The organism is Pseudomonas sp. Con_6 (assembly GCF_059379395.1).
Genome location: NZ_CM182011.1, coordinates 2,560,298 through 2,586,372 on the forward strand (window position 1 = coordinate 2,560,298; position 26,075 = coordinate 2,586,372).

Here is a 26,075-nt window from a genome sequence, read left to right on the forward strand (position 1 = left end):
GCTCCCACAGGGACGGCGTGCGCCGCGAACCTTGTGGGAGCCGGCGTTGAGGCCCCAGAGAACGACAAAAATCCCCACACTCCATAAGCTATTCCTGAGTTACCCTGTGCCCTTTTTCCCACGGGGCCCTTCATGTCCAGCGATACCCCCCTGGCGCTCTACCAGCAAGCCATCCGCGACCAGGGTTTCGTCGCCGACCCCGCCCAGCTCGCCGCTGTCCAGGCCCTGCAAGCCTGTTTCGACGCCGTGCAGCACGGCCAGCCTGTCCGGGGCGTCTACCTCTGGGGCCCGGTCGGCCGCGGCAAGACCTGGCTCATGGACCAGTTCCATCACTGCCTGACCATTCCCGCCCGACGCCAGCATTTCCACCACTTCATGCGCTGGACCCACCAGCGCCTGTTCCAGCTCAACGGCACCGCCGACCCGCTGCAGTCTCTGGCCCGGTCCCTGGCCGAAGAAATCCGCGTGCTGTGCTTCGACGAACTGTTCGTCAACGATATCGGCGACGCGATCATCCTTGGCCGTCTGTTCCAGGTGCTTTTCGAGGCGGGCGTTGTGGTGGTCGCCACCTCCAACCTGCCACCGCAGCAGTTGTACGCCGACGGTTTCAACCGTGAGCGCTTCCTCCCGGCCATCACCGCCATCGAGGCGCACATGACGGTGGTACCGGTCCACGGCGAGCAGGACCATCGCTTGCACCCCGGCGCCGGGCAGCAGCGCTACTGGGTACGCCAGCCGGATCAGCCCTGTGCCCTGGCCGCTGTATTCGACCAGTTGAGTGGCGATCTGCCGTCGACCCATGCCGACCTTGAAGTCGGCTACCGCACCGTGCAGGTGGTCCGGCGCAGCGCGAAGGTGCTCTGGTGCGACTACCCGCACCTGTGCGAAGAGCCCCTGGCGGCCATGGAGTTCATGGCCCTGTGCGAACAGTTCGAGGCGATCCTGCTCAGCGGCGTGCCGGCCCTTGGCGCGCCCATGCAGGCGGGACGGATCGCCCGCGGCACCGAGGACGGCGCCGAGCGCGTGGTGGCGGGGGACCGCGAGTTGCCGCAACTGTCGCCGAAGGACAATGGTGTGCGGCGTTTCATCGCCTTGGTCGACGAATGTTACGACCAGCGCGTGGCCCTCTACCTGGAAGCCGAAGTGCCGTTAGAAGCGCTCTACACCGAAGGCTACCTGGAGTTCCCGTTCCGACGGACACTCAGCCGCTTGCGCGAGATGCAGTTGCAGCGTTTCGGCTAGCTCAGCCAGCCCAGAGTGATCAGTGCGAGGACCAGATAGCGCAAACCCTTGGCGATCGTGACCAGCAGTACGAAGCGCCAGAACGGCTCGCGCATGATCCCGGCGATCAGGGTCAGCGGGTCGCCGATCACTGGCATCCAGCTCAACAGCAGCGACCACTGGCCGTAGCGGCGGTAACGCTGTTGGGCCTTGTCCAGTTGCGCGGCGGAGAAGGGGAACCAGCGCTTGTCACGCCAGCGCTCGACGGCCCGGCCCAGCAGCCAGTTGACGATCGAGCCGAGCACATTGCCCAGGGTCGCCACCAGCAACAGGCTTGTCACCGCCTGCGGCTCGTGCAGCAGCAAGCCGACCAGCACTGCTTCGGACTGCAGGGGCAGCAAGGTGGCAGCGCCGAAGGCGGCAAGGAAAAGACCCCAGTAGCTCAGCACGGCAAGGACGGTATCAGTGACGGAAGGGCTTGCAGGATACCGCCCGCCAGCTCAAAGGCGTACTCCCTTGCGCGCGTACGAAACTCCGGCAGAAATGCGCCTGGTCGCAGAACCCGCACTCCAGCGCGATCTGGCTCAGGCTCAATGCCGTGCGCCGCAGCAGGCGCCGTGCCCGCAGGATCCGCTGTCGATGAATCCACACCTGCGGCGACACCCCGGTACTGCGCTTGAACGCCCGGGAAAAATGACTGCGGGTCAGGCAGCAGGCCGCTGCCAGTGCCTGCACCTCGATCCCGCTGGCCAGGTGCTCGCGGACCAGACGCTTGACCAGTCGCTCACGTGCCGGGCTCAGTTGGCCGGGCGCGGAAGAAAAGGCTGTCATGAGGCGCTGTCCATCGTGGAAATCCAGCACCCATTGTTCGCAGCCGGACCGCGTCGCACGAGTTAATCTTTGTTAAGTCGCCTCAGAATCGCCCCGCCAGCGGGTACTCGACGATCAGGTAGACCCGGTCGATATCGTCGCCCGGCTGGGCGGCATTGCCGCGATGGCTGACATGGGACAGCGCCACCGACAGGTTCTTCGCCGTGCCGCCTTGCACCACGTACTTCAGGTCGATATCCCGCTCCCAGTGCTTGCCGCCCTGGCCGTACTGCAGGTAGGCACCGTCCGCCGGCGCACGGCTGCCGTCGATCCCGCGACCGCTGACATAGCGTCCCATCAGGCTCAGGCCCGGCACGCCGAACCCGCCCAGGTCGAGGTCGTAGCGCAGCTGCCAGGAGTGTTCGCCCGGGCCGTTGAAGTCGGCGTACTTGATCGAGTTGGCCAGGTAGATGGAGTCGCCGCCGACGAAATCGAACGGCGTGTCGCCCTGCACCTTCTGCCAGGCCAGGGTCAGCGCCTGGGCGCCGAAGCGGTACTTGCCGGCGAGGCTCCAGGCCAGGGTATCGATGGCCCCGGCGCTGGCCGCGCCGGTGTCGCGAGTGTCGTAGAGATTGCCGTCGAAGCGCCAGTCGCCAAGGTGGTAGTTGAGGTTGAGGTAGACCTGGCGCCAGGTGTCCTGCAACTGCCCGGCGAACAGCGCGCCACCCAGGGCGCCGCTGCCGCTGTAGGTCGCCCCGGCGAGGCTGATGGCATGGCCGCGGGTGCTGGCGCCGTAGCCGTCGAAGTCATCATGGCTGGCGCTGCTGTCCTGGTTGCTGAAGGCGGTGAAGCGTCCGGCCTGCAGGCGCCAGTCCGGCAGGTCGGTGTTTTCCAGCAGCCAGCCGGTGGCGTACTCCGGGTGCAGGCGCTTGTCGCCGGTGTCGAACACCGGGGTTTCCACGGTCATTTCGCCGTAGCGCAGCAGGGTGTTGCCGGCGCGCAGCTTCAGCGCGACACCGGCGCTGGAATAGGTGGATTCGGCGCGACCGTCGCTGTCCCGTGGCAGCAGGCCGGTGCCGGCATGGCCGCGACCGCCGTCGAGCTTGAGGCCGAGAAAACCGTGGGCATCGATGCCGATGCCAATCGTGCCCTCGCTGAAGCCGGAGCGTACCTCGGCGATGAAGCCCTGGGCCCATTCCTGGCGATAGCTCTGGCCGCTGCCGGATGGGGTGCGGTAGTCGTTGTGCAGGAAGTAGTTGCGGTTGAGCAGCGACCAGCCGGCGTCGTCGGCCAGGGCCAGGGCGGGCGCGAGGGCGGCTAGGCCGGCGAGCAGGCGAGGGGGCATGGCGGGTTCCGTTGGGTGAGGAGGTGTCACTGTGGGCAGGTCCGCGGTACGGGTCTTGTACCCATGTGCTGAATCACTATCGCAGGCAAGCCAGCTGCGCGTTTTGCATCGCCACTCAATCGACATCGGACTCGAACAACCTTTCCAGCTCCACCCGCGCCTCTTGCGCCGTCTGCATCACCTTGGCCTTGTCATCCCGCACCCGTCCCTGGGCCGCCAGCACTTCCTCGTCATGCCGGGTAAACCGGCGGATCCGTTCTGCCGCCTGCTGCTCGCTCAAGCCCAGCCCCACCAGGGCCATGCGGCTCATCTCCAGGCTGGAATGGAAGGTCTCGCGGATCGGCTCTGCACCCACGTCCACCAGCTTGTGCACATGCTGGCGGTTGCGCGCCCGGGCCAGCACCTTGAGGTGCGGGTACAACTGCTTGACCCGCTCCGCCGTGCGCGTGGTCACCTCCGGATCGTCGGTGGTGATGACGAAATACTCGGCCTCGCCGACCTTGGCCGCATGCAGCACCTCAGGACGCTGCGGGTCGCCATAGAACACCGGCGCCTGTTCGAACATGCGGGTCATCTCGATGGCGTCCACCGAGGTTTCCAGGGCGATAAAGGAAATCTTCTGCGCCCGCAGGATCCGCGCGACGATCTGGCCCATGCGGCCCATGCCGACGATCACCACCCGCGGCGCATCCGTGGCGATGGCCTTGTATTGCTCCGGCACGTCGCGGGTGGCCTGCGGACGCTTGACCAGCCGCGCGCAGCCCAACAGCAGGAGCGGGGTGATGGCCATGGACAGAGTGATGGTCATCAGCAGCAGGTCGTAGGTTTGCGCGTCGAACAGGCCTTGGTCGCGGCCCAGCTTGAACACCACGAAGGCGAACTCGCCACCGGCCGCCAGGACCACGCCCAGGCGCAAGGCATTGAGGGTGTTAAGGCCACCGGCGAAGCGCCCGACCAGCATCAGCAGCGGCAGCTTCACCCCCACCAGCAACAGGGTCAGGCCGATCACCAGCAGCGGCATGTCCACCAGCAGGCGAAGATTGGCGCCCATGCCCACGCTGATGAAGAACAACCCCAGGAGCAGGCCCTTGAAGGGTTCGATCTGCGATTCCAGTTCGTGGCGGTATTCCGAGTCCGCCAGCAGCAGGCCGGCGAGGAAGGCGCCGAGGGCCATGGAGATCCCGGCCTGCTCCATCAGCCAGGCGGTGCCGATCACCACCAGCAGGGCGGTGGCCGTGGAGACTTCCGGCAGGCCGGTGCGGGCCACGGTGCGGAACAGCGGACGCAGCAGGTAGCGCCCGCCGACGATGACGATGGCGATGCTGGCGAAGACCCGTAGGCCATGGCTGAGGCTGTCGCCGTGGCTGGTGTCCGGGCCGGTGGCGGCCAGCAGCGGTACCAGGGCGATCAGCGGGATCGCGGCGATGTCCTGGAACAGCAGGATGGCGAAGGCCAGGCGGCCATGGGGCGCGTTGAGCTGCTTGCTTTCCGCCAGGCTCTGCAAGCCGAAGGCGGTGGACGACAGGGCCAGGCCGAGACCGAGGACGATCGCCGCTGGCAGCGACCGGGCGAAGGCAAAGAGGGCGATGGCGCCGATCACCGCGCCGGTCAGCAGCACCTGCGCCAGGCCGACGCCGAACACCGACTTGCGCATCAACCATAGCCGTCGCGGCGACAGCTCCAGACCGATGATGAACAGCAGCAGGACCACGCCCAGTTCGGAAATATGCGCGACGCTCTGGGTATCGCGGATCAGGCCCAGGGCCTGCGGGCCGATGACCACGCCGGCGAGCAGGTAGCCGAGCACGGCGCCGAGTTGCAGGCGCTTGGCCAGGGGAACGGTAACGACGGCGGCAAGCAGGAAGATCACCGCGGTTTGCAGAAGGCTGCCTTCGTGGGGCATCGCTCGGACTCCATGAGCTGCAAGGGGGCAGCGTTGAAAAAGGAGTTGCATTCTGCAAGCGAGAGTAGACCAAGACAATCGAGGTGAGGGGAGACTGATTGTCCCCTGCAGGGGGACAATCAGTCAGGCGAACTCAGTACTCCGCCATCACCTCGTCCTTGCCATCGCGGGTCAGGCCGATGACCTGGTAGGCGTCCTTGTGGTCGCCCATCTCCATGCCGGGCGAGCCCATCGGCATGCCCGGCACGGCGATGCCTTTCAGGTCCGGGCGCTTGCCAAGCACAGCGATCTGCCCGGCAGGCACATGGCCTTCGATGAACTGACCGTTGATGACGCCGGTGTGACAGGAGGCGAGGCGTGGCGCGACACCGAGCTTCTGCTTGACCGCGCTCATGTTCGGTTCGACATGGTCGTTGACCGTGAAGCCGTTGTCGCGCAGGTGGGTGATCCACTCCTTGCAGCAACCGCAGCTCGGATCGCGGTAGACATCGATGGTCTGGCCGGCCTGGGCCAGGGTGCTCAGGGCCAGCAGGCCCAGGGCGATCAGGTTGTTTTTCAGCATGGGTTTGTTCTCCTTCGATGTTTCAATTCTGGGTTGGCGGTGTATTTGAAGGCCTCATCGCGGGCAACGCCTGACCCCACAATGTCTGCGACGACTTCGATCTTTGTGGGAGCGGGCGTTGCCCGCGATAGAGGCGCCGCGGATCCGGATCAGAATCTCAATCGAACCCCCGCTACCCAGCGGGTCTGTCCGATATCGCCATCTTCATCCTGGGCAAGCTCGGCGGTACTGCCATAAACCCGATTGAAGCTCACCCCCACATAAGGCGCGAACCCCGGCGTGATTTCATAGCGCAAACGCAGCCCCACCTCACTGTCCGACAACCCCGCGCCCTGGCTGCGACTGCGATCATCGCGTCCATGGACGTTCATCTCCAGGTTCGGTTCCAGCCGCCAGCGCTGGGTCAGCAGGATAGCGTAGGCCGCCTCCAGCCGCAGCGCGGTCTGTTGTCGCTCGCCCGCGTACAGCGTGGCTTGCAGCTCGAGGTTGTACAGCGGCGTACCCTGTATGCCGAAGGCTGCCCAGGTCTGCCCGCTGCCTGGCTTGAAGTCCTGGCGCAGCCCCGCGACCACCTCCCACCAAGGGCTCACCGCATGCCCCCACAGCGCCTGCAGTTCGGCCTTGTGCGTGCGCCCCTGTTCCCGTTCGCCTTCGCTACGCAGCCAGAGCCGATCGATATCGCCACCGATCCAGGCATTGGCATTCCAGTTCAGCGCGCTGCTGCTTTCGAAGTTCTGGTACTCCAGCTGCTCGACGGTCACCGCCCAGTTGATCTGCCGGTCATGCACCTGGTGCCCCGGCAACGGCGGGAAAGCGGCCTGGCGGTCGGCATCGGTGATCGGCTTGAGTGGCGTGCGTGGCTGCGCTGCAATGGCGGTCATGGCGCCGTGATCCATCGCGCCATGCCCCATGGCCGAATGGTCCATTTCCATGGCCCGTACTTCCTCGCTGCCCAGCAACAGCAGTACGGCAAGGCCGCCGAGCAGGGGCCGGTTGAGTCGTTCATTCATCGACGCGCACCTCGCGGAACATGCCGGTCTCCATGTGGTAGAGCAGGTGGCAGTGATAGGCCCAGCGGCCCAGGGCATCGGCGCTGACCCGGTAGCTGCGGCGGCTGCCCGGCGGCATGTCGATAGTGTGCTTGCGCACCTGGAAGCGGCCGTGCTCGTCCTCCAGGTCGCTCCACAGGCCATGCAGGTGAATCGGGTGGGCCATCATGGTGTCATTGACCAGGGTGATGCGCAGACGCTCGCCATAGCGCAGGCGCAGCGGCTCGGCGTCGGAGAAGCGGATGCCGTCGAACGACCAGGAGAAGCGTTCCATGTGCCCGGTCAGGTGCAGCTCGATTTCCCGCCCCGGCTCGCGGCCGTCGGGATCGGCAAAGGTGCTTTTCAGGTCGGCGTAAGTCAGCACCCGGCGGCCGTTGTCGCGCAAGCCGAGGCCGGGGTCGTCGAGCTTGGCGGTCGGCATCATGGTCTGCATGTCCACCAGCGGGTTGCCGGTTTCCGACGCCGGGTGTTGCTGCATGGCCGGCATGGCGTGGTTCATGCCGGCCATGTTGCCGTGGTCCATCCCCGCCATGGCGCCGTGATCCATGCCTTGCATGTTGCCATGACCCATGTCGGTCATGCTCAGTCGCGGCCGTGGATCCAGCGCTGGAACTGCCGCGCTCAAGCCGGGTGCGCGGGCCAGGGTGCCGCGGGCGTAGCCGCTGCGGTCCATGCTCTGGGCGAACAGGGTGTAGGCCGGCGCATCGCCGACACTGACCAGAACGTCGTAGGTTTCCGCCACCGCCAGGCGCAGCTCGTCGACCGTCACTGGCTGCACCGGCTGGCCGTCGGCGGCGATCACGGTGAGCTTCAGGCCAGGAATGCGGAAGTCGAAGTAGGTCATCGCCGAACCGTTGATCAGGCGCAGGCGCAGGGTCTCGCCGGGCTGGAACAGGCAGGTGAAGTTGCCGTCCGGGGCCAGGCCGTTGAGCAGGTAGGTGTAGGTGGCAGCGCTGACATCGGCGATATCGGTAGGCGTCATGCGCATTTTCGCCCACTGCGTGCGTTCGGTGACGGTGGCGTTCCACCCGTCGCGGGCGACGTCGTCGATGAAGTCGCCGACGGTGCGCTGCTGTCGGTTGAAGTAGTCGGCCTGTTTCTTCAGTTGCCCGAGCAGGGCTGCGGGTTTCTCGTCGCTCCAGTCGCTGAGCAGCAGCACGCAATCGCGCTGGTAGACGTGCGGCTCCGGGCTCTTCGGCTCGATGACGATGGCACCATAGACCCCGGCCTGCTCCTGCAGCCCTGAGTGGCTGTGGTACCAGTAGGTGCCGTGCTGGTTGAGGGTGAAGCGGTAGAGGTAGTCGCCGCCTGGCTCGATGCCGGCAAAGCTCAGGCCCGGCACGCCGTCCATGTTGGCGGGCAGGATGATGCCGTGCCAGTGCAGCGAGGTGTGTTCCTCCAGGCGGTTGCGCACCCGCAGGGTCACTGTGTCCCCCTCGCGCCAGCGCAGCACCGGGCCGGGCAGGCTGTTGTTGATGGTCAGGGCGGTACGCGGGGTGCCGGTGATGTTGACCGCAGTCTGACCGATGAACAGCTCGAAGTGCTCGCCGGTCAGTTCGGTGAAGTCGTGCGGGCCGCGGGCCCAGGCGGTCGGTCGCCAGAGCCCGAGGCCGCCGAGGGCGCTGGCGGCGGCCAGGCCCTTGACGAAGGTACGGCGTGAGGGAAGGTGCGGCATGAGGGTGTCAGTCCATCAACAGGGATGGGCTGACCTTAGTCTGATGGTGCTGACAGAAAACTGAGGTTTGAATTACAGATTTGTCAGCGAGAAAATACGCGACCGCCCGGTCGGCTGTTGCCTTCCGGTCGGGACACGGGGATTGAACGTTCGGGTTGCACCAGGAGTAGCAATGGACAAGGTCATCATCATTACCGGTGCCAGTCGCGGCATCGGCGCTGCCACCGCGCTGCTGGCCGCGCGCGAAGGCTATCGGATCTGCATCAACTACCACGCCGACGACGAAGCGGCGCAGCGCGTGCTGGCCCAGGTGCGTGAGCTGGGGGCGAAGGCCATCGCCGTGCGCGCCGATGTCAGTGTCGAGGACGAGGTGATCCATCTGTTCGACCAGGTCGACCGCGAGCTGGGCCGGGTCACCGCGCTGGTCAACAATGCCGGGACCATCGGCCAGAAAAGCCGGGTCGAGGAGATGTCCGAGTTCCGCCTGCTCAAGCTGATGAAGACCAACGTGGTCGGGCCGATGCTCTGTGCCAAGCACGCCCTGGCGCGCATGTCGACGCGCCATGGCGGCAGCGGGGGCGGGATCGTCAACGTGTCCTCGGTGGCTGCGCGCCTGGGCTCGCCCAACGAGTATGTGGACTACGCCGCTTCCAAGGGCGCGCTGGACACCTTTACCCTTGGCCTGGCCAAGGAAGTGGCGGGCGAGGGCGTGCGGGTCAACGCGGTGCGACCGGGGTACATCTTCACCGGTTTCCATGCCCTGAGCGGCGATGCGGATCGGGTCAGCAAGCTGGAACCGAGCATTCCGATGGGGCGTGGCGGGCAGGCCGAGGAGGTAGCAGAGGCGATCATCTGGCTGCTGTCGGACAAGGCGTCGTATTCGACCGGAAGCTTCGTTGATCTTGGCGGTGGGCGCTGAAGCAGGCAAGCCAGCTCACAGCGTGTCGTGTGGACCGGCAAGCATCTGCTCCACCTGCGACACCAGCGCCTCCAGCCCGAACGGCTTGGTCAGCACGCTCATTCCCGGCGCCAGGAGCCCGTCGCTCAGCGCCGCGCTTTCGTCGTAACCGGTGATGAACAGCACCGGCAGCCGTGGGTGTACCTGGCGTACCGCCTCCGCCAGTTGCCGGCCATTCAAACCGCCCGGCAGGCCGATGTCGCTGATCAGCACGTCCGGCGCCGGCCCGTTCTGCAAGGCCGGCAGGGCGGCGACCGCGCTTTCGTAGCGCTCGACCCGGTGCCCTGACTCCTCCAGCACCTCGGCAATCACCATGCGCAGAGTGGCCTGGTCCTCCACCAGCACTATCCGTACACTCTGGCCATGGAGAATGGCCGGCAAGGCCTCTGGGCGGGGCTGTACCGGTGCCTGAGGCTGGTGGTGCCGCGGCAGATACAGCTCGATCCGCGTGCCGTGGCCCGGCGTGCTGACGATGCGTAGTTGTCCGCCAGACTGACGCACGAAGCCGTAGGCCATCGACAGGCCGAGCCCGGTGCCCTGGCCCAGCGGCTTGGTGGTGAAGAACGGATCGATGGCCCGTGCCGCGACATCGGCGGTCATGCCCACGCCATTGTCCTCGACACTCAGGCGCAGGTAGTCGCCAGCCGCCAGGTCCAGCGGTCGCCCGCCGTCGTGGTTGAGGACGATGTTTTCGCTGTGGATATCGATCATCCCGCCTTTGGGCAGCGCATCCCGGGCATTGATGCACAGGTTGAGCAGGGCGCTCTCCAGCTGTGGCGGGTCGATGAAGGTCGGCCACAGGTCGCTGACGAAATGGCTGCGCACTTCGATGGACGGGCCGACGCTGCGGCAGATCAGCTCCTGCATGTCGCGGATCAGGCTGTCCACATGGGTTGCCTGGGGTTGCAGGGTCTGCTGGCGGGAGAACGCCAGCAGCCGGTGCACCAGCGAGGCGGCGCGTTGGGCCGATCCGTTGGCAGCATCCAGCAAGGGTCCGAGGTCATCGTGGCGTTGTTGTTGCAGGCGCTGCTGCATCAGTTCATGGGCACCGAGAATGCCGCCGAGCAGGTTGTTGAAGTCGTGGGCGATGCCACCGGTGAGCTGGCCCACGGCTTCCATCTTCTGCGCCTGGCGCAGGGCTTCCTCGGCACGCAGCAGGCGCTGTTGTTCCTCCATTCGCATGCTGATGTCGTAGGCGAACAGATAGGCACCGCGCAGTTCGCCGTTGCCGTCATGCAGGGCGTTGAAACGCAGTTCGTAGTGCCGCCGGCGATCAGCGTTGCCGAACTCGGCATTCTCGGTGAAGACTTCGCCGGTGAGGGCACGCTGCCACAGGGCCAGCCCGCGCGCGCAGTCTTGCGGGTTACCGCGCAAGGTGTCGGCAACGCTGTCGCCGATGCGTGGCACGTGGTCGTAGAGGTAGTGGAAGTCTTTCAGCGATTGCTGGTTGATTGCCTGCCAGCGCAGGTCGCGGTCCACCACCTGCACGCAGGCCACGCTGCTGTCCACCAGCATGGCGAACAGCTGGCGCTCGGCCACCACGTCGAGGACGCGCTGTTCCAGTTGTTCGTTGAGCTTTTGCAGGGCGTCTTCGGCGCGATGACGCTCGGTGACGTCCTTGAACAGCACGGCCACCTGACGGCGCTCGGCCGGTTCGACACGGAAGGTGGTGATCGACAGCACCCGGCCGGTGGCGACCAGTTCCTGCTCGAAGTGCAGCGGTTCGCCGGTGCGCAGTACCGCGCCGTAGCGGGCGATCCATTCGTCGGCCTCGTCGGGCACCATTTCCCGCAGCTTCTGTCCGACCACATCGGGAATTCCGGCATGCCGTGCATAGGCGGCGTTGGCCACCACGTGGATGTAGTCGCTCAGCGGGCCATGGGGGCCGTCGAAGAACTCGATGATGCAGAAGCCTTCGTCCATGGTGTCGAACAGAAAGCGGTAGGTGTCCTCGTCCAGCGGACGCTGCTGCAGCAACTGGTGTTCGAGGACGGCATTGCGTTGCTGCAGTTCGTCCAACTGCAGGCGCAATGAATCGAGTTCGCTGGAGGGCATGGAAAGATCCGGACACAAACCAATTTCGCCACTTTAGACTGACGCCCGGCTGGCGGCTAGAACGAACGCACGATCCGTCCCAAGGTTTCCATGGCTTTTTCCGATTGCTCGTTCCACGGAGTGCCGTAGTTCAGGCGGATGCAGTTACGGAAGCGTCGGGTCGGCGAGAAGATCGGCCCAGGCGCGATGCTGATGCCTTGGGCCAGGGCCATCTGGAACAGTTTCAGCGAATCCATGCCCTCCGGCAGTTCCAGCCACAGGAAGTAGCCGCCGGAGGGATGGCTGACCCGCACCGAGGCAGGGAAATGCCGGCCGATGGCCGCGAGCATGGCGTTCTTCTGTTCTTCCAGGGCGTAGCGCAGACGGCGCAGATGGCGGTCGTAGCCGCCGTGCTGGAGGTAGTCGGCGATGGCCGCCTGGGCCGGCATCGAGGCGCATAGCGAGGTCATCAGTTTCAGTCGCTCGATCTTCTTCGCGAAGCGCCCGGCGGCGACCCAGCCGATGCGGTAGCCCGGGGCCAGGCTCTTGGCGAACGAGCCGCAATGCATCACCAGGCCCTCGCTGTCGAAGGCCTTGGCCGGTTTCGGCGCTTGCTGGGCGTAGTACAGCTCGGCGTAGACGTCGTCCTCGATCAAGGGCACCTGGTGCTGGCGCAGCAACTCCACCAGCGCCTGCTTCTTGTCCTCCGGCATGCTCGCGCCCACCGGATTCTGGAAGTTGGTCATGCACCACACCGCCTTGACCGGATGCCGTTCCAGGGTCTGTGCCAGAACCCCGAGATCGATGCCATCGCGCGGGTGCACGGGGATTTCCACTGCCTTGAGCTTCAGACGTTCCAGCACCTGCAGGCAGGCGTAGAAGGCCGGCGCCTCGATCGCCACCAGATCGCCCGGTTCGGTCACCGCCTGCAGGCACAGGTTCAGCGCCTCAAGGGCGCCGTTGGTGATCAGCAGTTCCTCCATCGGCAGCATCAGCCCGCCGACCATGTAGCGCAGGGCGATCTGCCGGCGCAGTTGCGGGTTGCCCGGCGACAGGTCGGTGACCACCATGCGCGGGTCCATGTCGCGAGTCGCGCTGGCCAGGGAACGGGCCAGGCGTTGCAGGGGAAACAGCGTCGGGCTGGGAAAGGCCGAACCGAAGGGGACGGTGTGCGGGTCCTTGATCGATTCGAGGATGGAAAACACCAGCTCGCTGACATCCACTTGTGTGGATTCGCCAGCCGGCTCGCCGATCTGCGGCTCGCTGAACGGCCGCGGTGCGTGGGTATTGACGAAGTATCCCGAGCGCGGTCGTGCGCGGATCAGCCCGCGGCGCTCCAGCAGGTAATAGGCCTGGAACACCGTGGATGGGCTGACCCCGTAGGTCTGGCTGGCGTAGCGCACCGACGGCACACGCTGTCCGGGGCCGAGGACCCCGGTGTAGATAAGCTCGGCGATGTCGTCGGCGAATTTCTCGTAGCGTTTCATTGTCATTCTGGCTGTTTCGAAGTGCACGCGGGAGAGCTTCAAGCTTCAAGCCTCAAGCTGCAAGAGAAACAAGCCCGCAGCGCGGAGTGCTCTTTCTTGTCGCTTGAAACTTGTAGCTTGCAGCTGCGGTTAACGGTTCAGCGGCGCGACGAATCGGCTGCGGGCGACGCTGCGGATATCCGGCTCGTCGCTGTCGATCAACTCGAAGTCCAGCTCCAGGGAACTGCTTTCGGGACGCTCGGCGAGCATCGCCACCGACACCGGCAACTCGGCCATTTCCCCGGCCGGGATGCTGAAGCGGGTCTTGCCGTGCAGTTCGAAGCCCTCGGCATTGAGCAGGCGCAACTGGTATTCCTGGGTCTGCTGGGTCTTGTTGATGACCTTGAGGATGTAGATGTTCTCGATCTGGCCCTGGGCGTTCTCGCGGAACAGGCCACGGTCCTTGATCACGTCCATGGACACCATCGGCCGCTCATGCAGGGCGATCACCAGAGCACCGATCATCGCCACCAGCACGGTCACGTAACCGAGCAGGCGCGGGCGCAGCCAGTGGGTCTTGCCGCCCTGCAGGGTGTGCTCGGACTTGTAGCCGATCAGGCCGCGGGGGTAGTTCATCTTGTCCATGATGCTGTCGCAGGCGTCGATGCAGGCGGCGCAGCCGATGCATTCCATCTGCAGGCCGTCGCGGATGTCGATGCCGGTGGGGCAGACCTGCACGCACATGTGGCAGTCGATGCAGTCTCCCAGGCCCTGGGCGCGAGGGTCGGCTTCCTTTTTGCGCGGCCCGCGGGACTCGCCGCGGCGCGGGTCGTAGGCCACGGCCAGGGTGTCTTTGTCGAACATCACGCTCTGGAAGCGGGCGTAAGGGCACATGTGCATGCACACCGCTTCGCGCATCCAGCCGGCGTTGATGTAAGTGGCGCCGGTGAAGAACAGGATCCAGAACAGACTGACGCCGCCGGCCTGCAGGGTGAACAGTTCCTCGGCCAGAGGGCGGATCGGGGTGAAGTAACCGACGAAGGTCAGGCCGGTGAGGATGCTGATGGCCAGCCACAGAGTGTGCTTGAAGGCGCGTCGGGCCAGCTTGTTCGGCCCCCACGGCGCCTTGGCTAGCTTCATGCGCTGGTTGCGGTCGCCCTCGGTGACCTTCTCGCACCACATGAACAGCCAGGTCCAGGTGCTCTGCGGGCAGGTGTAGCCACACCACACCCGCCCGGCGAAGACGGTGATGGCGAACAGGCCGAAGGCGCAGATGATCAGCAGGGCGGAAAGGAGGATGAAGTCCTGCGGCCAGAAGGTCGCGCCGAAGATGTGGAACTTGCTTTCCGCCAGGTCCCAGAGCACGGCCTGGCGGCCGTCCCAGTCCAGCCAGGCGGTGGCGAAGAACAGCAGGAAGAGAAAACCTGCGCCACCCAGGCGCAGGTTGCGGTACAGACCGGTGAAACTGCGGGTGTAGATGTGTCCGTCACTGCTGGCTGCCCTCTTATGGCCGCTGCTGGCGGCCTTTTTGTTCTGGGAGGGCTCGACCACTTCAATGATCTGGACGGGGATGTGTTCGCTCATGGTTCGTCGCTCATCAGGCCTCGATCAGGCCTGATCACTATGGCGACCCATCTGTTTGCATAACAGGTTCAGGTATTTCTGTAAAAACCGTATCAGATTGCCGGGTGAATCGCTCCAGGCCTTAGATTATCGAGCCTGGCGCGCTGCTCTTCAGATGCCTGCGACCATCCACCGCACCGGCCACGGTGAGTGCGTCGGCCTCGGTCTCGGTGATCGGCACGCGCTTGCCGGCCAGTTCGGCGACCGACATGCGCAGGTGTTCATCGGTCAGCACCTGTACTTCCTCGGCGGCCCCTTCAATGTTCAGGTCGTCTCCGATCAGGGTGCAGCGGCGGGTCTGTTCGTCGATCTGGATAGGCATGGCGGTGTCCTCGTGATAAGGGGGCTTACCGCTTGTGACCATGGCGCGGGGCGGGTTACCGCCGGCAACCGATCAGCGGTCGCGTTGCACTTTGCCGAGTCGCTCGTTGTCCATGGTTTGACTTTCCTGACGGATGACAACCATGGACGCCTGGTGGCATGAAGCGTGGGTGACGCTGATGGCGGAATTCGCCGATATCACCGATGCCAAGCAAGTAACTCAGGTTTCGGTGCGTCTGCTGATGGCCGCGCTGCTGGGCGCGGTACTGGGCTTCGAACGGGAGATGAAGGGCAAGGCAGCCGGGGTGCGCACCCATATGCTGGTGGCTATCGGCGCGGCGCTGTTCGTCCTGGTGCCACGCATGGCCGGGGCCGACGATGCGGCGTTGAGCCGGGTGGTGCAGGGGATCGTCGCCGGTATCGGTTTTCTTGGCGCGGGAACCATCCTCAAGGGCCACGACATGGTTGCCAGCCACGTCAAGGGCCTGACCACCGCCGCTGGCCTGTGGATGACCGCCGCCATCGGCGTGGCTGCGGGCATGGGGCGCGAGGCGACCGCGCTGTTGAGCACTGTTCTGGCGCTGGCGGTGTTTTCGGTGATGCCTTGGGTCGTGGACCTGTTCGAGGACAAGGAGCACAAGCAGGAGAGGGACGCGAAGGGCGGAGACAAAGGCGGGGAAATCTAGGACCGGAATGCACTGAGGGGAGCCGAAGCTCCCCTCAAAGATTGTTGCGTGCTCTTTTTTTGTTATTGGAGGGCGGTCTATTGTTGTTTTTGGCAACCGTTGCCTCTTGGTGCTGTTTTGTGCGATCCCCATCCGGGATCAAGAGCAAACGTATTTTTTTGAGCGCTGATCGACCTTCATCAATCTGATCCAACCTGACGGGCGCTACCTTGAGGTAGTTTTATTGTTCTCTGCCTGGTTGCGGGGCACGCCCCCGAAAAGCCATCCACTTCAAAAAAATCAGTTAGCTTCGTCTCTGCCGTATTGTTTTTGTTATGTCAGATCCGGTACGTCTTGTTTTTATTGGGTTTGCCGCATTTTTTATTCTTGTTGTGCCAGAGATATAGCAGGTGCCGTGCCAACTTTTCAAAACCCAATGAAACCGGGGGTTTGGCAGGGTTCGTAGAAAATCCGGGCCGGGAAAATCCGCTGATTTGTTTCCGTGTTACCCGGATTTTCCCTGGGAAGTGTGAAGGCGGTAACACTTTGTATCCGTGTGGGGGTGTTACCGCGAGCATTCAGCAGGCGTTACGGGCGCGGGCCACACGGGAGCCGGTCGCGCGGCCGAGCACCGAACTGATGCGCTGGCCGGCGGCAATCAGCTTGTCCAGGTCGATGCCGGTGTCGATGCCCAGGCCCTGGAGCATGTACAGCACGTCTTCGCTGGCGACGTTGCCGCTGGCGCCCTTGGCATAGGGGCAACCGCCCAGGCCGGCGACCGAGCTGTCGAACACGTTGATGCCTTCCAGCAGGCTGGCGTAGACGTTGGCCAGGGCCTGGCCATAGGTGTCGTGGAAGTGCCCGGCCAGTTGCGGGCGCGGTACCTGGGCACCGACCACGTTGAACAGGTGGCGGGTAGCGCCGGGCGTGCCGGTGCCGATGGTGTCACCGAGGGACACTTCATAGCAGCCCATTTCATACAGTTCGCGGGCTACCGCAGCGACCTGGGCCGCGTCCACATTGCCCTCGTAGGGGCAACCAAGCACGCAGGACACATAGCCCCGCACACGCACCCCGTGCTGGCGTGCGGCGTCCATGATCGGCACGAAGCGTTGCAGGCTCTCGGTGATGGAGCAGTTGATATTGCGCTGGGAGAAGGCTTCGGAGGCGGCGGCGAACACCGCGACTTCCTTGACCCCGGCGCCCAGGGCGTCCTCGAAGCCGCGCAGGTTGGGGGCGAGGGCGGCGTAGGTCACCCCGGCCTTCTGCCGGATGCCGGCGAAGACGTCGGCGGAACCGGCCATCTGCGGCACCCACTTCGGCGAGACGAAACTGCCGACTTCGATGTAAGACAGGCCGGCGTCAGTGAGGTCATCGACCAGGCGCACCTTGTCGGCGACGCTGATGGGGTTGGCTTCGTTCTGCAGACCGTCGCGGGGGCCGACTTCGACCAGACGTACTTTGGCGGGCAATGGCATGGCGTGGGGTTCCTGGTGGGGCTCAGTGGCCGTTGTTCTTGTTCAGGGTGGCGGTGAGGGCCTGCATGCAGCGTTCTTCGGCGGTATCCAGTTCCAGTTGCATCTGCTGGATGTCGAGCAGTTGCTGTTCCAGCTGGGCGCGGCGCTCGGCGATCTTCGCCAGCATGCTGTTGAGCTGTTTGGTGTTGCCGCTGGACGGATCGTACAGCTCGATCAGTTCGCGGCATTCGGCGAGGGAGAAACCGATGCGCTTGCCGCGCAGGATCAGCTTCAGGCTGACCTTGTCGCGGGCCGAATAGATGCGTTCCAGACCACGGCGCTCGGGGCTGAGCAGGCCTTGTTCCTCGTAGAAGCGGATGGCCCGGGTGGTGATGTCCAGCTCGCGGGAGAGGTCGGAGATGCTGTAGGTCTGGGTACTCATGGATGGGGCTCTTGGAGGCAATGAGGGTTAACCTAAAGCCAGGTTGACGTTTACGTCAAGGTGATTGAGCAGCGTGCAGAAAACAGTCGAATGGTCGACGCGGACCTTGTGGGAGCGGGTTCACCCGCGATTGCGGTAGTGAATTCACCGACGCCATCGCGGGTGAACCCGCTCCCACAAGGTCCGCGTCGCTCTTTCTAGAGGCTTTTGATGATGTCCCACAACCGCGGGTCCTCGAAATCCGCCACCACCAGGCTTGCCCCCGCCGCCATCAACGCCTCCACGGACTGGCTGGTGCTTAACCCCACGGTAAAGATCCCCGCGCCACTGGCCGCCTTCACCCCCAACACCGAATCCTCGAAGGCCAGGGCGTTACCGGCCTGCGCACCGAGGCGCTGCAACCCGGTCAGGTAGGGCAGCGGATCCGGCTTGGCCTTCTCCAGTTCCTCGGCCACCAGCACATGCTCGAAGCGTCCCTCCAGCCCCAGCGCCGCCAGCATGTGCACGGCATTGGCCCGCGGCGCGTTGGTCACCACCGCCATGCCGATGCCGTTGCCTTGCGCGTACTCCAGCAGGCGAACCAGCCCGGGCGTCGGTTGCAAGGTCGGCGACAGGGCACGGAACCGCGCTTCCTTGCGATCGGCGAAGGCCAGGTGCTCGCTCAGCGGCTGATCGGGGAACAGGTAACGGCACAGGTCGGCATTGGCCCGTCCGCTGATATGCGCCTCGAATTCCGCCTCGGTCAGGGTGCGGCCGTCTTCGTGCAGCAGTTGCTGCATGGCCAGCAGGTGCAGCTTGTCGGTATCGGCGAGGGTGCCGTCGAGGTCGAAGAGCAGGGCGTCGAGCATGGTTCGCTTCCTTGGATCGGTAGCTGGCTATCATACCCGTCGATCAGCGGGGCTGGTCAGCGGGATACGAAAAGAGTACAAATGTACCCCATGACCAGACTCTCTCCCAAACGCAGCGCCATCCTCACCTTCATCCGCGATCGCATCACGGGAGAAGGGCGGCCGCCGAGCCTCGCCGATATCGCCCAGGCCTTCGGCTTCGCCTCGCGCAGCGTGGCGCGCAAGCACATCCAGGCCCTGTGCGAGGCCGGCTTCATCGAAGTCACGCCGAATCAGGCGCGCAGCATTCGCCTGGCCGGGCCGTTGCGTCGTCCCGAGGTACTGGAGATCCCGGTGCTCGGCCAGGTCGCCGCGGGCCGGCCGATCGGCCCGGACGTGGATATCCACGAGCAGCTCATGCTGGATGCGCACCTGTTCAGCCGTACCCCCAGCTACCTGCTCAAGGTCCGCGGCGACTCGATGATCGACGACGGCATCCTCGACGGTGATCTGGTCGGCATCCGCCAGCAGGCCGAGGCTCGCGACGGGCAGATCGTCGTCGCCCGCCTCGATGGCGAGGTGACCATCAAGCGTTTCGAGCGTAGCGATGGTCACTACCGCCTGCTGCCGCGCAACCCGGCCTATGCGCCGATCATCGTCGGCCCGGACCGCGACTTCGTCATCGAAGGGGTGTTCTGCGGCCTGGTGAGGCGTGACTGATGGGCGCGGTGGTCAGCCTCGACGGGCTGCTCGACACCCGCCGGGTCTGGAAGGGGCGGCCGCTGGTCGAGAACCATGGCCTGCAACCCACCGGGCATGCCGCACTGGACGCGGTGCTGCCGGGCGGTGGCTGGCCGCCGGCGGCGCTTAGCGAACTGCTCGTGTCCGCTGAAGGTGGTGGTGAGCTGCAACTGCTCTGGCCGAGCCTGGCGCGCCTGAGCCAGGCGGGTGAGCGGGTGGTGCTGGTGGCGCCGCCGTTCATCCCGTACCCGCCCGCCTGGCAGGCAGCCGGGGTCGACCTGCGCGGGCTGATGGTGGTCGAAGCCGACGCCGGCCAGAGCCTGTGGGCTGCCGAGCAATGCCTGCGTTCCGGCAGTTGCGCTGCGGTGCTGTGCTGGCCGCAGCGAGCCGACGATCGCGCACTGCGGCGTCTGCAGGTGGCGGCGGAAACCGGTCAGGCCCTGGCCTTTGCCTGCCGCGATCAGGCCGCCGCGCTCAATCCGTCGCCGGCCGCGCTGCGCATCGCCATCGACACCCGCCCGGCCCAGTGGCGGGTGCTCAAGTGCCGTGGCGGCCTGGCACCGAACCGGCCGATCGCTGCCGGACTCGCGGGGTGAAGTGCCATGCTCTGGGCCTGTATCCTGTTGCCGCAACTGGCGCTCGACAGCGTCCTGCGCGGGCGTGACGACGCCGACCAGCCGTTGGTGCTGCTCAGCGGTCCGGCCAATCGCCGGGTGTTGCAGGCGGTCAACCCGGCCGCCAGCGCCCTTGGCCTGCGTGCCGGCCTGAGTCTGACCAGCGCCCAGGCCCTGGCCCAGGGTTTCGCCACGGTCGAACACGATCCCGCCGCTACCGAGCGCCAGCAGCAATTGCTCGCCGCCTGGGCCTATCGCTTCAGTTCCCAGGTCAGCCTGCATTACCCACGGGCCTTGTTGCTGGAGGTCGAATCCAGTCTTGGCCTGTTTGGGCCCTGGCCGCGTTTCGAGGCGCGCCTGCGCGAGGAGTTGCGCGCCCTGGGTTTTCGCCATCGCATTGTCCTGGCCAGCAACCCGGTGGCGGCGCGCATGCTGGCCAACGCCCATGACGGCCTGGCCGTCAGCGCTCCCGAAACGACCCGCGCGGCCCTGGCCGCCATGCCCATCGACCGCCTTGGCCTGCCGGTGGATGCCGCCACGGCCTTCTCCCGCATGGGGCTGCGCCAGCTCGACCAGGTATTGCAACTGCCGCGGCACACCCTGGCCCGGCGTTTCGCCGCCGAGGTGCAGTTGCACCTGGACCGCCTGCTCGGCCTGCGCGCCATGGCCCTGGACTGTTATCTGCCGCCGGACCGCTTCGAGTCGCGGCTGGAGTTGAACTTCGACGTGGAATCCAGCCAGGCCCTGCTGTTCCCGCTGCGGCGGATGATCGAGGACCTGGCCGCCTTTCTCGCCGGGCGCGATGCCGGGGTGCAGCGCTTCAGCCTGTTTCTCGAACACGCCGAAGGCACCGATACCCTGCTGCAGGTCGGCCTGCTGGCTGCCGAGCGCGAGGCCGGACGCCTGCTGGAACTGGCCCGTGGGCGTCTCGAACAGCTGACCCTGCGCGCCCCGGTGCGAAATCTGCGGCTGGTCGCCGAGGAACTGCCGGCCTTCGTGCCCCAGGCCGGCGAGCTGTTCTCGGCGCGGGCCCAGCAACAGCAGAACTGGGAGCAATTGCGCGAGCGCCTGCGGGCGCGGCTTGGCGACGAGGCCGTGCGCAGTGTAGGCGTGGTCGCCGATCACCGTCCGGAATGCGCCTGGCGCGGCACCGGTCTGCCCGTGGCGAATGCCGGCACCTGTACGGCGCCGCGTCCCGGCTGGTTGCTGGAGCAACCCCGGGCCTTGCCGTTGAGCGGGCTGCGCCTGCTGGCCGGGCCGGAGCGCATCGAGTCCGGCTGGTGGGACGGCGGCGATGTGCGCCGTGACTATTATCTGGTCGAGACCGAGGCCGGTCAGCGCGGCTGGGCCTATCGCCAGTTCGGCGACGAGCGCGACAGCCCGCTGTGGCTGCAGGGCTGGTTCGCATGAGCGGTTATGCCGAGCTGCACTGCCTGTCCAACTTCAGTTTCCAGCGCGGTGCCTCCAGTGCTCTGGAACTCTTCGCCCGGGCGAAACAGCAGGGCTACCAGGCCCTGGCGATCACCGACGAATGCACGCTGGCCGGTATCGTCCGTGCCTGGCAGGCGTCGCTGAAGACCGAAGTCCCCCTGATCGTCGGCAGCGAAATGCGCGTGGACGAGGGGCCGAAGCTGGTGCTGCTGGTGGAAGACCTCACCGGCTACCAGCACCTGTGCGCCCTGGTTACCCGCGCCCGGCGCCGGGCGGAAAAGGGCAGTTACCAGGTAGTGCGGGAAGACTTCGAACACCCCATGGACGGCCTGCTGGCGCTCTGGGTGCCGGACCAGCCACACGATCCCGCGCCGGGTCGCTGGCTCCGGGACATCTTCGGCGAACGCCTGTGGCTGGCGGTGCACCTGCACCACGGCCATGACGACCGCCAGCGCCTGCATGACCTGCTGGCCCTGGCCCGGGAACTGGAGATCACCCCGGTGGCCTGCGGCGACGTGCACATGCACAGCCGCGGCCGGCGTGCCCTGCAGGACTGCATGACCGCCATCCGCCATCACACCACCGTCGCCGAGGCCGGGCATCGCCTGTTCGCCAACGGTGAGCGCCACCTGCGTGCCGTGGCACAACTGGCGGCGCTGTACCCGCCGGCCCTGCTGGAGGAAAGCACGCGGATCGCCGCCCGTTGTCGCTTCAATCTCAAGGACGACCTCAAGTACCAGTACCCCCATGAAGTCGTGCCGCCAGACCACAGCCCCGCGAGCTGGCTGCGGGACCTGTGCGAGCGGCGGATTCCCGAGCGCTGGCCCGAGGGCATCAGCCAGAAGAACCGTATCGTCCTGGACCGCGAACTGGCCCTGATCATCGAACTCAAGTACGAGTCCTATTTCCTCACCGTCCACGACATCGTCCGCTTCGCCCGCGAGCAGGGCATTCTCTGCCAGGGTCGCGGTTCGGCGGCCAATTCGGTGGTGTGCTTCGTCCTCGGCATCACCGAGCTGGACCCGAGCAAGACCGACCTGCTGTTCGAGCGCTTCCTGTCCCGCGAGCGCAATGAGCCGCCGGATATCGACGTGGACTTCGAGCACGACCGCCGCGAGGAAGTCCTGCAATACGTGTTCAACCGCTACGGTCGCCATCGCGCGGCGCTGACCGCAGTGGTCAGCACCTACCATGCCTCCGGCGCGGTGCGTGATATCGGCCGGGTGTTGGGCCTGCCGCCGGACCAGCTGGGCGCCTTGTCCGACTGTTGCGGGCGCTGGAGCGATCGCGTGCCCTCGGCGGAGCGTCTGGTCGAGGCCGGCTTCGATCCGGACAGCCCGCTGCTGCACCGGGTCCTGACCCTGACCGGCGACCTGATGGGCTTCCCCCGGCACCTGTCGCAGCACCCCGGCGGCTTCGTCATCAGCGAGCAGCCGCTGGACACCCTGGTACCGGTGGAAAACGCCGCCATGGAAGAGCGCACGGTGATCCAGTGGGACAAGGATGACCTCGATGCCGTCGGCCTGCTCAAGGTGGATGTGCTGGCGCTGGGCATGCTCAGTTGCCTGCGTCGCTGCTTCGATCTCTACCAGCGGCATCGCGGGCGGCAACTGACCATCGCCGGGATTCCCGCCGATGACCGACCGACCTACGACATGATCAGCCGCGCCGACACCATCGGCGTGTTCCAGATCGAGTCGCGGGCGCAGATGGCCATGCTGCCGCGGCTCAGGCCGCAGAAGTTCTACGACCTGGTGATCCAGGTGGCAATCGTGCGGCCGGGGCCGATCCAGGGGGATATGGTGCATCCGTATCTGCGACGGCGGAACAAGGAAGAACCCGTGGTCTATCCGTCAAAGGCCCTTGAGGCGGTCTTCGAAAGAACCCTTGGCGTCCCGCTTTTCCAGGAGCAGGTCATGTCCCTGGCCATCGTCGCGGCGGACTTCACCCCTGGCGAGGCCGATGAGTTGCGTCGTTCCATGGCCGCCTGGAAACGCCATGGCGGTCTGGAACCGCACCGCATCCGCCTGACCGAGGGCATGCTGCGCAATGGCTACGACCTGGAGTTCGCCGAACGCATTTTCGAACAGATCAAGGGCTTCGGCAGCTACGGTTTCCCCGAGTCCCACGCCGCCAGCTTCGCCCTTTTGACCTACGCCAGTTGCTGGCTCAAGTGCCATGAGCCGGCGATCTTCGCCTGCGCCCTGATCAACAGCTGGCCCATGGGTTTTTACAGCCCGGACCAGATCCTTCAGGATGCGCGCCGGCACCGCATCGAGATCCGTCCGGTGGATGCGCATCACAGCCATTGGGATTGCACGTTGGAGCCGGGAGAGGGCGGCGCGCTGGCCCTGCGTATCGGGCTGCGGCAGATTCGTGGTTTCCGCCAGGAAGATGCCGAACGCCTGGCCCGGGTCCGCGAGGCGCAGGGGTTTCGCGATGTCGGCGACCTGTGCCTGCGCGCCGAGCTGGACGCCAGAGCCCGCGATCTGCTGGCCGATGCCGGCGCCCTGGCGGCGATGGCCGGGCACCGTTATCAGGCGCGCTGGGAAGTGGCGGCGGTACAGGCGCAACTGCCGCTGTTCGCCGCCGTCGAACCGACCCCGGAATTACCGGTGCAACTGCCGGCACCCAGTGTTGGCGAAGACCTGTTTGCCGACTACGACAGCGTCGGCACCACCCTCGGCCCGCATCCGCTGAGCCTGTTGCGCCGCCGTCTCACCGGCCTGGGTTGCCGCAGTTCGCGGGCGCTGGACGATGTCGAGCACGGCGACAGCATCAGCGTGGCCGGGCTGGTGGTCGGCCGGCAACGACCGCAGACCGCCAGCGGCGTGACCTTCGTCACCCTGGAGGACGAGTTCGGCATGCTCAACGTGGTGGTCTGGCGCGATCTGGCCGAGCGCCAGCGGCGGGTGCTGGTGGGTGCGAAGCTGATGCAGGTGCGGGGCAAGCTGGAATTCGCCGACGGCGTGCGCCATCTGATCGCCCGTCGTCTTGAGGATCTCAGCCCGCTATTGAGCGGGCTGGAGGTGCGCAGCCGGGATTTCCACTGAGGCTCAGACCATCGCCAGACGCTGCTTGCGCGTTGGGGCAGGGAAGGCCTGGTCCAGTTCGCGCAGGTCTTCGTTGGTCAGCTTCAACTGGCCCGCTGCGGCATTGAGCTGCACATGGCGCGGCTCCACCGCCTTGGGAATGGCGATCACCCCATCCTCGCGGGTTACCCAGGCCAGGCTGACCTGGGCCGGGGTGACGCCGTGACGCTCGGCGATCCGAGCCAATGCCGGATTGCGCAACAGGCGCCCGGCCTGGGCAAGCGGGCAGTAGGCCATGACCGGTATGCCGTTGTCGCGGCACCAGGGCAGCAGGTCGAACTCGATGCCGCGCTGTTCCGGATTGTACAGCACCTGGTTGCTGGCGCAGGCCGGGTTGTCCAGCTCGCGCATATCGTCGGTGTCGAAGTTGGACACGCCCCAGCGGCCGATCTTGCCGGCCTCGCGCAGGCGCTCGAAGGCTTCGACGGTTTCTTCCAGCGGGTACTGGCCGCGCCAGTGCAGCAGATAGAGGTCGATATGGTCGGTGGCCAGGCGGGCGAGGCTGCGCTCGCAGGCGGCGATGGCGCCCTTGCGGCTGGCGTTGTGCGGGTAGACCTTGCTCACCAGGAAGACCTGATCGCGGCGGCCCGCCAGGGCTTCGCCGACCACTTCCTCGGCACCGCCTTCGGCGTACATTTCGGCGGTGTCGATCAGTGTCAGGCCGAGGTCGATGCCTTGCTGCAGGGCGGCGACCTCGCGGCGGTGCAGGCCCGGGTCTTCGCCCATGTACCAGGTGCCCTGGCCGATGACGGGGACCTGGTGGTTACCCAGTGTTGTCTTTCTCATCGATGAAGCTCCTCAGTCTTTCAGTCATATGAGCGCTCTGTGGAAGCGGGTTTCAGCTCAATGCCGGGGCCGTCACTTCGGCTATCAATACATCCAGCACCGCCTGCGCCGCCGCCGACAGCTTGTGATCCGCCAGCATCGTCACCCCGATCCTGCGCTCCACCATCGGCTCCACCAGCGACACGCACTGCGCCCCCAATTCCCTCATCTGGCCGATGCACAGCGCTGGCACGGCACTGACCCCCAGCCCATTGGCCACCATCCGGCCAATGGTAGACAACTGATGGCTTTCGAACGCCACCGCCAGCTTGCCGTGGTCCGCCGCCACATGCCGTTCCAGCAGCAGGCGTACCGCCGATGGTCGTTGCAAGGCGATGAAATCCTCGCGCAGCAATTCTTTCCAACTGACCCGTGCCTGTCCGGCCAACGGTGAGTTCTTCGGCACCACGGCCACGAAACGATCCAGGTACAAGGGCTTGAACACCAGCGGGTCACCAGCCTCCGGTTCGAAACCGATACCCAACTCGACCCGCCGGTGCCGGACCAGTTCCAGCACCTGTTCGTTGATCACGTCATGCACCGTCACATTGACCCGCGGATAGCGCTCGCGAAACAGCTTGAGCACCGGCGGCAGCAGGTTGCCGGCGAAGGCCGGCATGGCGGCGATGGACACCCGGCCCAGTTGCAGGGTGAAGCGTTGGCGCAGCAGTTCCTCGGTGTTTTCCCAGTCCGCCAGCAGTTGCCGAGCCAGGGGCAGCAGCACCTCGCCCTCCGGGGTCAGGCTGACGCTGCGGGTGGTGCGGGCCAGAAGGGCGCCACCGAGGTGCTCTTCAAGGCTCTTGATGGTCAGGCTCAGCGCCGGCTGCGACAGGTGCAGGTGTTCGCCGGCCTGGGCGAAGCTCTGGTAGGTGGCGACGGCGACGAAGGCCCGCAGTTGCTTGAGGTTCATGGAATTGTTTTGAAATACAAATCAATCGATGAGAAAAACAAAATTAACAAATAAGTCGCTCCGGGTGAAGATGCGCCTCAGACGCTTCCCGACAGCCTGTCGGG

At 65.7% G+C, this 26,075-nt stretch carries 23 protein-coding genes; 7 read left to right on the forward strand and 16 right to left on the reverse strand.

Translation table 11 applies throughout. The features are described from left to right. Positions 1-132 precede the first annotated feature (132 nt). Positions 133-1,242 (forward strand): cell division protein ZapE, encoded by a 1,110-nt coding sequence (gene zapE, locus AC5QPF_RS11450; protein WP_494963315.1) that lies wholly within the window; start codon positions 133-135, stop codon positions 1,240-1,242. Here zapE and AC5QPF_RS11455 read toward each other — a convergent pair. The 7 genes from AC5QPF_RS11455 to AC5QPF_RS11485 form a co-directional block, all read right to left on the reverse strand. Then, a complete protein-coding gene (locus AC5QPF_RS11455; RefSeq protein ID WP_494963316.1) occupies positions 1,239-1,670 on the reverse strand; it encodes a VTT domain-containing protein in 432 nt (143 codons plus the stop codon). The two genes, zapE and AC5QPF_RS11455, sit on opposite strands and share 4 nt — an antisense overlap. A gap of 13 nt (positions 1,671-1,683) precedes the next feature. Beyond that, positions 1,684-2,052 carry a helix-turn-helix domain-containing protein gene (locus AC5QPF_RS11460; RefSeq protein WP_494963317.1) on the reverse strand — a complete coding sequence of 123 codons (369 nt, stop codon included), beginning with the start codon at positions 2,050-2,052 and terminating at the stop codon, positions 1,684-1,686. An 82-nt stretch (positions 2,053-2,134) separates the two neighbouring features. Next, positions 2,135-3,376: an OprD family outer membrane porin gene (locus AC5QPF_RS11465; RefSeq protein WP_494963318.1), complete on the reverse strand. Its 1,242-nt coding sequence runs from the start codon at positions 3,374-3,376 to the stop codon at positions 2,135-2,137. Positions 3,377-3,491: 115 nt separating this feature from the next. Beyond that, complete coding sequence (locus tag AC5QPF_RS11470) at positions 3,492-5,279, reverse strand: monovalent cation:proton antiporter-2 (CPA2) family protein (protein WP_494963319.1); 1,788 nt, start codon at positions 5,277-5,279, stop codon at positions 3,492-3,494. Between the two features lie 133 nt (positions 5,280-5,412). Beyond that, positions 5,413-5,841 carry a DUF411 domain-containing protein gene (locus tag AC5QPF_RS11475; protein ID WP_494963320.1) on the reverse strand — a complete coding sequence of 143 codons (429 nt, stop codon included), beginning with the start codon at positions 5,839-5,841 and terminating at the stop codon, positions 5,413-5,415. Between the two features lie 149 nt (positions 5,842-5,990). Continuing rightward, positions 5,991-6,851, reverse strand: coding sequence for a copper resistance protein B (locus tag AC5QPF_RS11480; RefSeq protein WP_494963321.1), 861 nt, complete (start codon positions 6,849-6,851; stop codon positions 5,991-5,993). Beyond that, positions 6,844-8,565, reverse strand: coding sequence for a copper resistance system multicopper oxidase (locus AC5QPF_RS11485; RefSeq protein ID WP_494963322.1), 1,722 nt, complete (start codon positions 8,563-8,565; stop codon positions 6,844-6,846). Before AC5QPF_RS11485 ends, AC5QPF_RS11480 begins: the two co-directional genes overlap by 8 nt. Positions 8,566-8,737: 172 nt before the next feature. Here AC5QPF_RS11485 and AC5QPF_RS11490 point away from each other — a divergent pair, with 172 nt between their 5' ends. Beyond that, a complete protein-coding gene (locus AC5QPF_RS11490) occupies positions 8,738-9,484 on the forward strand; it encodes an SDR family oxidoreductase (protein ID WP_494963323.1) in 747 nt (248 codons plus the stop codon). A 15-nt stretch (positions 9,485-9,499) separates the two neighbouring features. Here the strand turns inward: AC5QPF_RS11490 and AC5QPF_RS11495 are convergent, their stop codons facing one another. The 4 genes from AC5QPF_RS11495 to AC5QPF_RS11510 all read right to left on the reverse strand — a co-directional run bounded on the left by AC5QPF_RS11495 (position 9,500) and on the right by AC5QPF_RS11510 (position 14,968). Then, entirely contained in the window at positions 9,500-11,578 is a 2,079-nt protein-coding gene (locus AC5QPF_RS11495) for a PAS domain-containing protein (RefSeq protein WP_494963324.1), read from the reverse strand. 56 nt (positions 11,579-11,634) lie between these two features. Then, positions 11,635-13,044, reverse strand: a complete 1,410-nt coding sequence (gene mapR / locus AC5QPF_RS11500; RefSeq protein WP_494963325.1) for a GntR family transcriptional regulator MpaR — start codon at positions 13,042-13,044, stop codon at positions 11,635-11,637. A 129-nt stretch (positions 13,045-13,173) separates the two neighbouring features. Next, positions 13,174-14,607, reverse strand: coding sequence for a cytochrome c oxidase accessory protein CcoG (ccoG, locus tag AC5QPF_RS11505; protein WP_494963326.1), 1,434 nt, complete (start codon positions 14,605-14,607; stop codon positions 13,174-13,176). A gap of 121 nt (positions 14,608-14,728) precedes the next feature. Next, a complete protein-coding gene (locus AC5QPF_RS11510; protein WP_494963327.1) occupies positions 14,729-14,968 on the reverse strand; it encodes a DUF3203 family protein in 240 nt (79 codons plus the stop codon). Between the two features lie 142 nt (positions 14,969-15,110). On the opposite strand from AC5QPF_RS11510, the gene AC5QPF_RS11515 reads away from it, so the two are divergent. Further along, positions 15,111-15,653, forward strand: a complete 543-nt coding sequence (locus AC5QPF_RS11515; RefSeq protein ID WP_494963328.1) for an MgtC/SapB family protein — start codon at positions 15,111-15,113, stop codon at positions 15,651-15,653. Between the two features lie 557 nt (positions 15,654-16,210). Here the strand turns inward: AC5QPF_RS11515 and AC5QPF_RS11520 are convergent. From AC5QPF_RS11520 to AC5QPF_RS11530, 3 genes are all read right to left on the reverse strand, one after another. Continuing rightward, positions 16,211-17,110: a hydroxymethylglutaryl-CoA lyase gene (locus AC5QPF_RS11520; protein ID WP_494963329.1), complete on the reverse strand. Its 900-nt coding sequence runs from the start codon at positions 17,108-17,110 to the stop codon at positions 16,211-16,213. 22 nt (positions 17,111-17,132) lie between these two features. Further along, entirely contained in the window at positions 17,133-17,531 is a 399-nt protein-coding gene (locus AC5QPF_RS11525) for a MerR family DNA-binding protein (RefSeq protein WP_494963330.1), read from the reverse strand. A 197-nt stretch (positions 17,532-17,728) separates the two neighbouring features. Continuing rightward, on the reverse strand, positions 17,729-18,379 hold the full coding sequence (locus AC5QPF_RS11530) for an HAD-IA family hydrolase (protein WP_494963331.1): 651 nt from the start codon (positions 18,377-18,379) through the stop codon (positions 17,729-17,731). Positions 18,380-18,460: 81 nt separating this feature from the next. On the opposite strand from AC5QPF_RS11530, the gene lexA reads away from it, so the two are divergent. Genes lexA through AC5QPF_RS11550 form a run of 4 tightly spaced genes read left to right on the forward strand, consistent with a single transcriptional unit; the run spans position 18,461 to position 24,197 of the window. Next, the gene (gene lexA, locus AC5QPF_RS11535; RefSeq protein WP_494963332.1) at positions 18,461-19,078 is read left to right on the forward strand and encodes a transcriptional repressor LexA; all 618 of its coding nucleotides are present in this window, start codon (positions 18,461-18,463) and stop codon (positions 19,076-19,078) included. After that, positions 19,078-19,695, forward strand: a complete 618-nt coding sequence (gene imuA / locus AC5QPF_RS11540; protein WP_494963333.1) for a translesion DNA synthesis-associated protein ImuA — start codon at positions 19,078-19,080, stop codon at positions 19,693-19,695. The genes lexA and imuA overlap by 1 nt, the downstream gene beginning before the upstream one ends. A gap of 6 nt (positions 19,696-19,701) precedes the next feature. Then, positions 19,702-21,123 carry a Y-family DNA polymerase gene (locus AC5QPF_RS11545; protein ID WP_494963334.1) on the forward strand — a complete coding sequence of 474 codons (1,422 nt, stop codon included), beginning with the start codon at positions 19,702-19,704 and terminating at the stop codon, positions 21,121-21,123. Next, the gene (locus tag AC5QPF_RS11550) at positions 21,099-24,197 is read left to right on the forward strand and encodes an error-prone DNA polymerase (protein ID WP_494963335.1); all 3,099 of its coding nucleotides are present in this window, start codon (positions 21,099-21,101) and stop codon (positions 24,195-24,197) included. Before AC5QPF_RS11545 ends, AC5QPF_RS11550 begins: the two co-directional genes overlap by 25 nt. A gap of 3 nt (positions 24,198-24,200) precedes the next feature. On the opposite strand, the gene AC5QPF_RS11555 is transcribed toward AC5QPF_RS11550, so the two are convergent. Beyond that, complete coding sequence (locus tag AC5QPF_RS11555) at positions 24,201-25,022, reverse strand: aldo/keto reductase (RefSeq protein WP_494963336.1); 822 nt, start codon at positions 25,020-25,022, stop codon at positions 24,201-24,203. Between the two features lie 52 nt (positions 25,023-25,074). Continuing rightward, a complete protein-coding gene (locus AC5QPF_RS11560; RefSeq protein ID WP_494963337.1) occupies positions 25,075-25,971 on the reverse strand; it encodes a LysR substrate-binding domain-containing protein in 897 nt (298 codons plus the stop codon). Between the last annotated feature and the right edge of the window lie 104 nt (positions 25,972-26,075).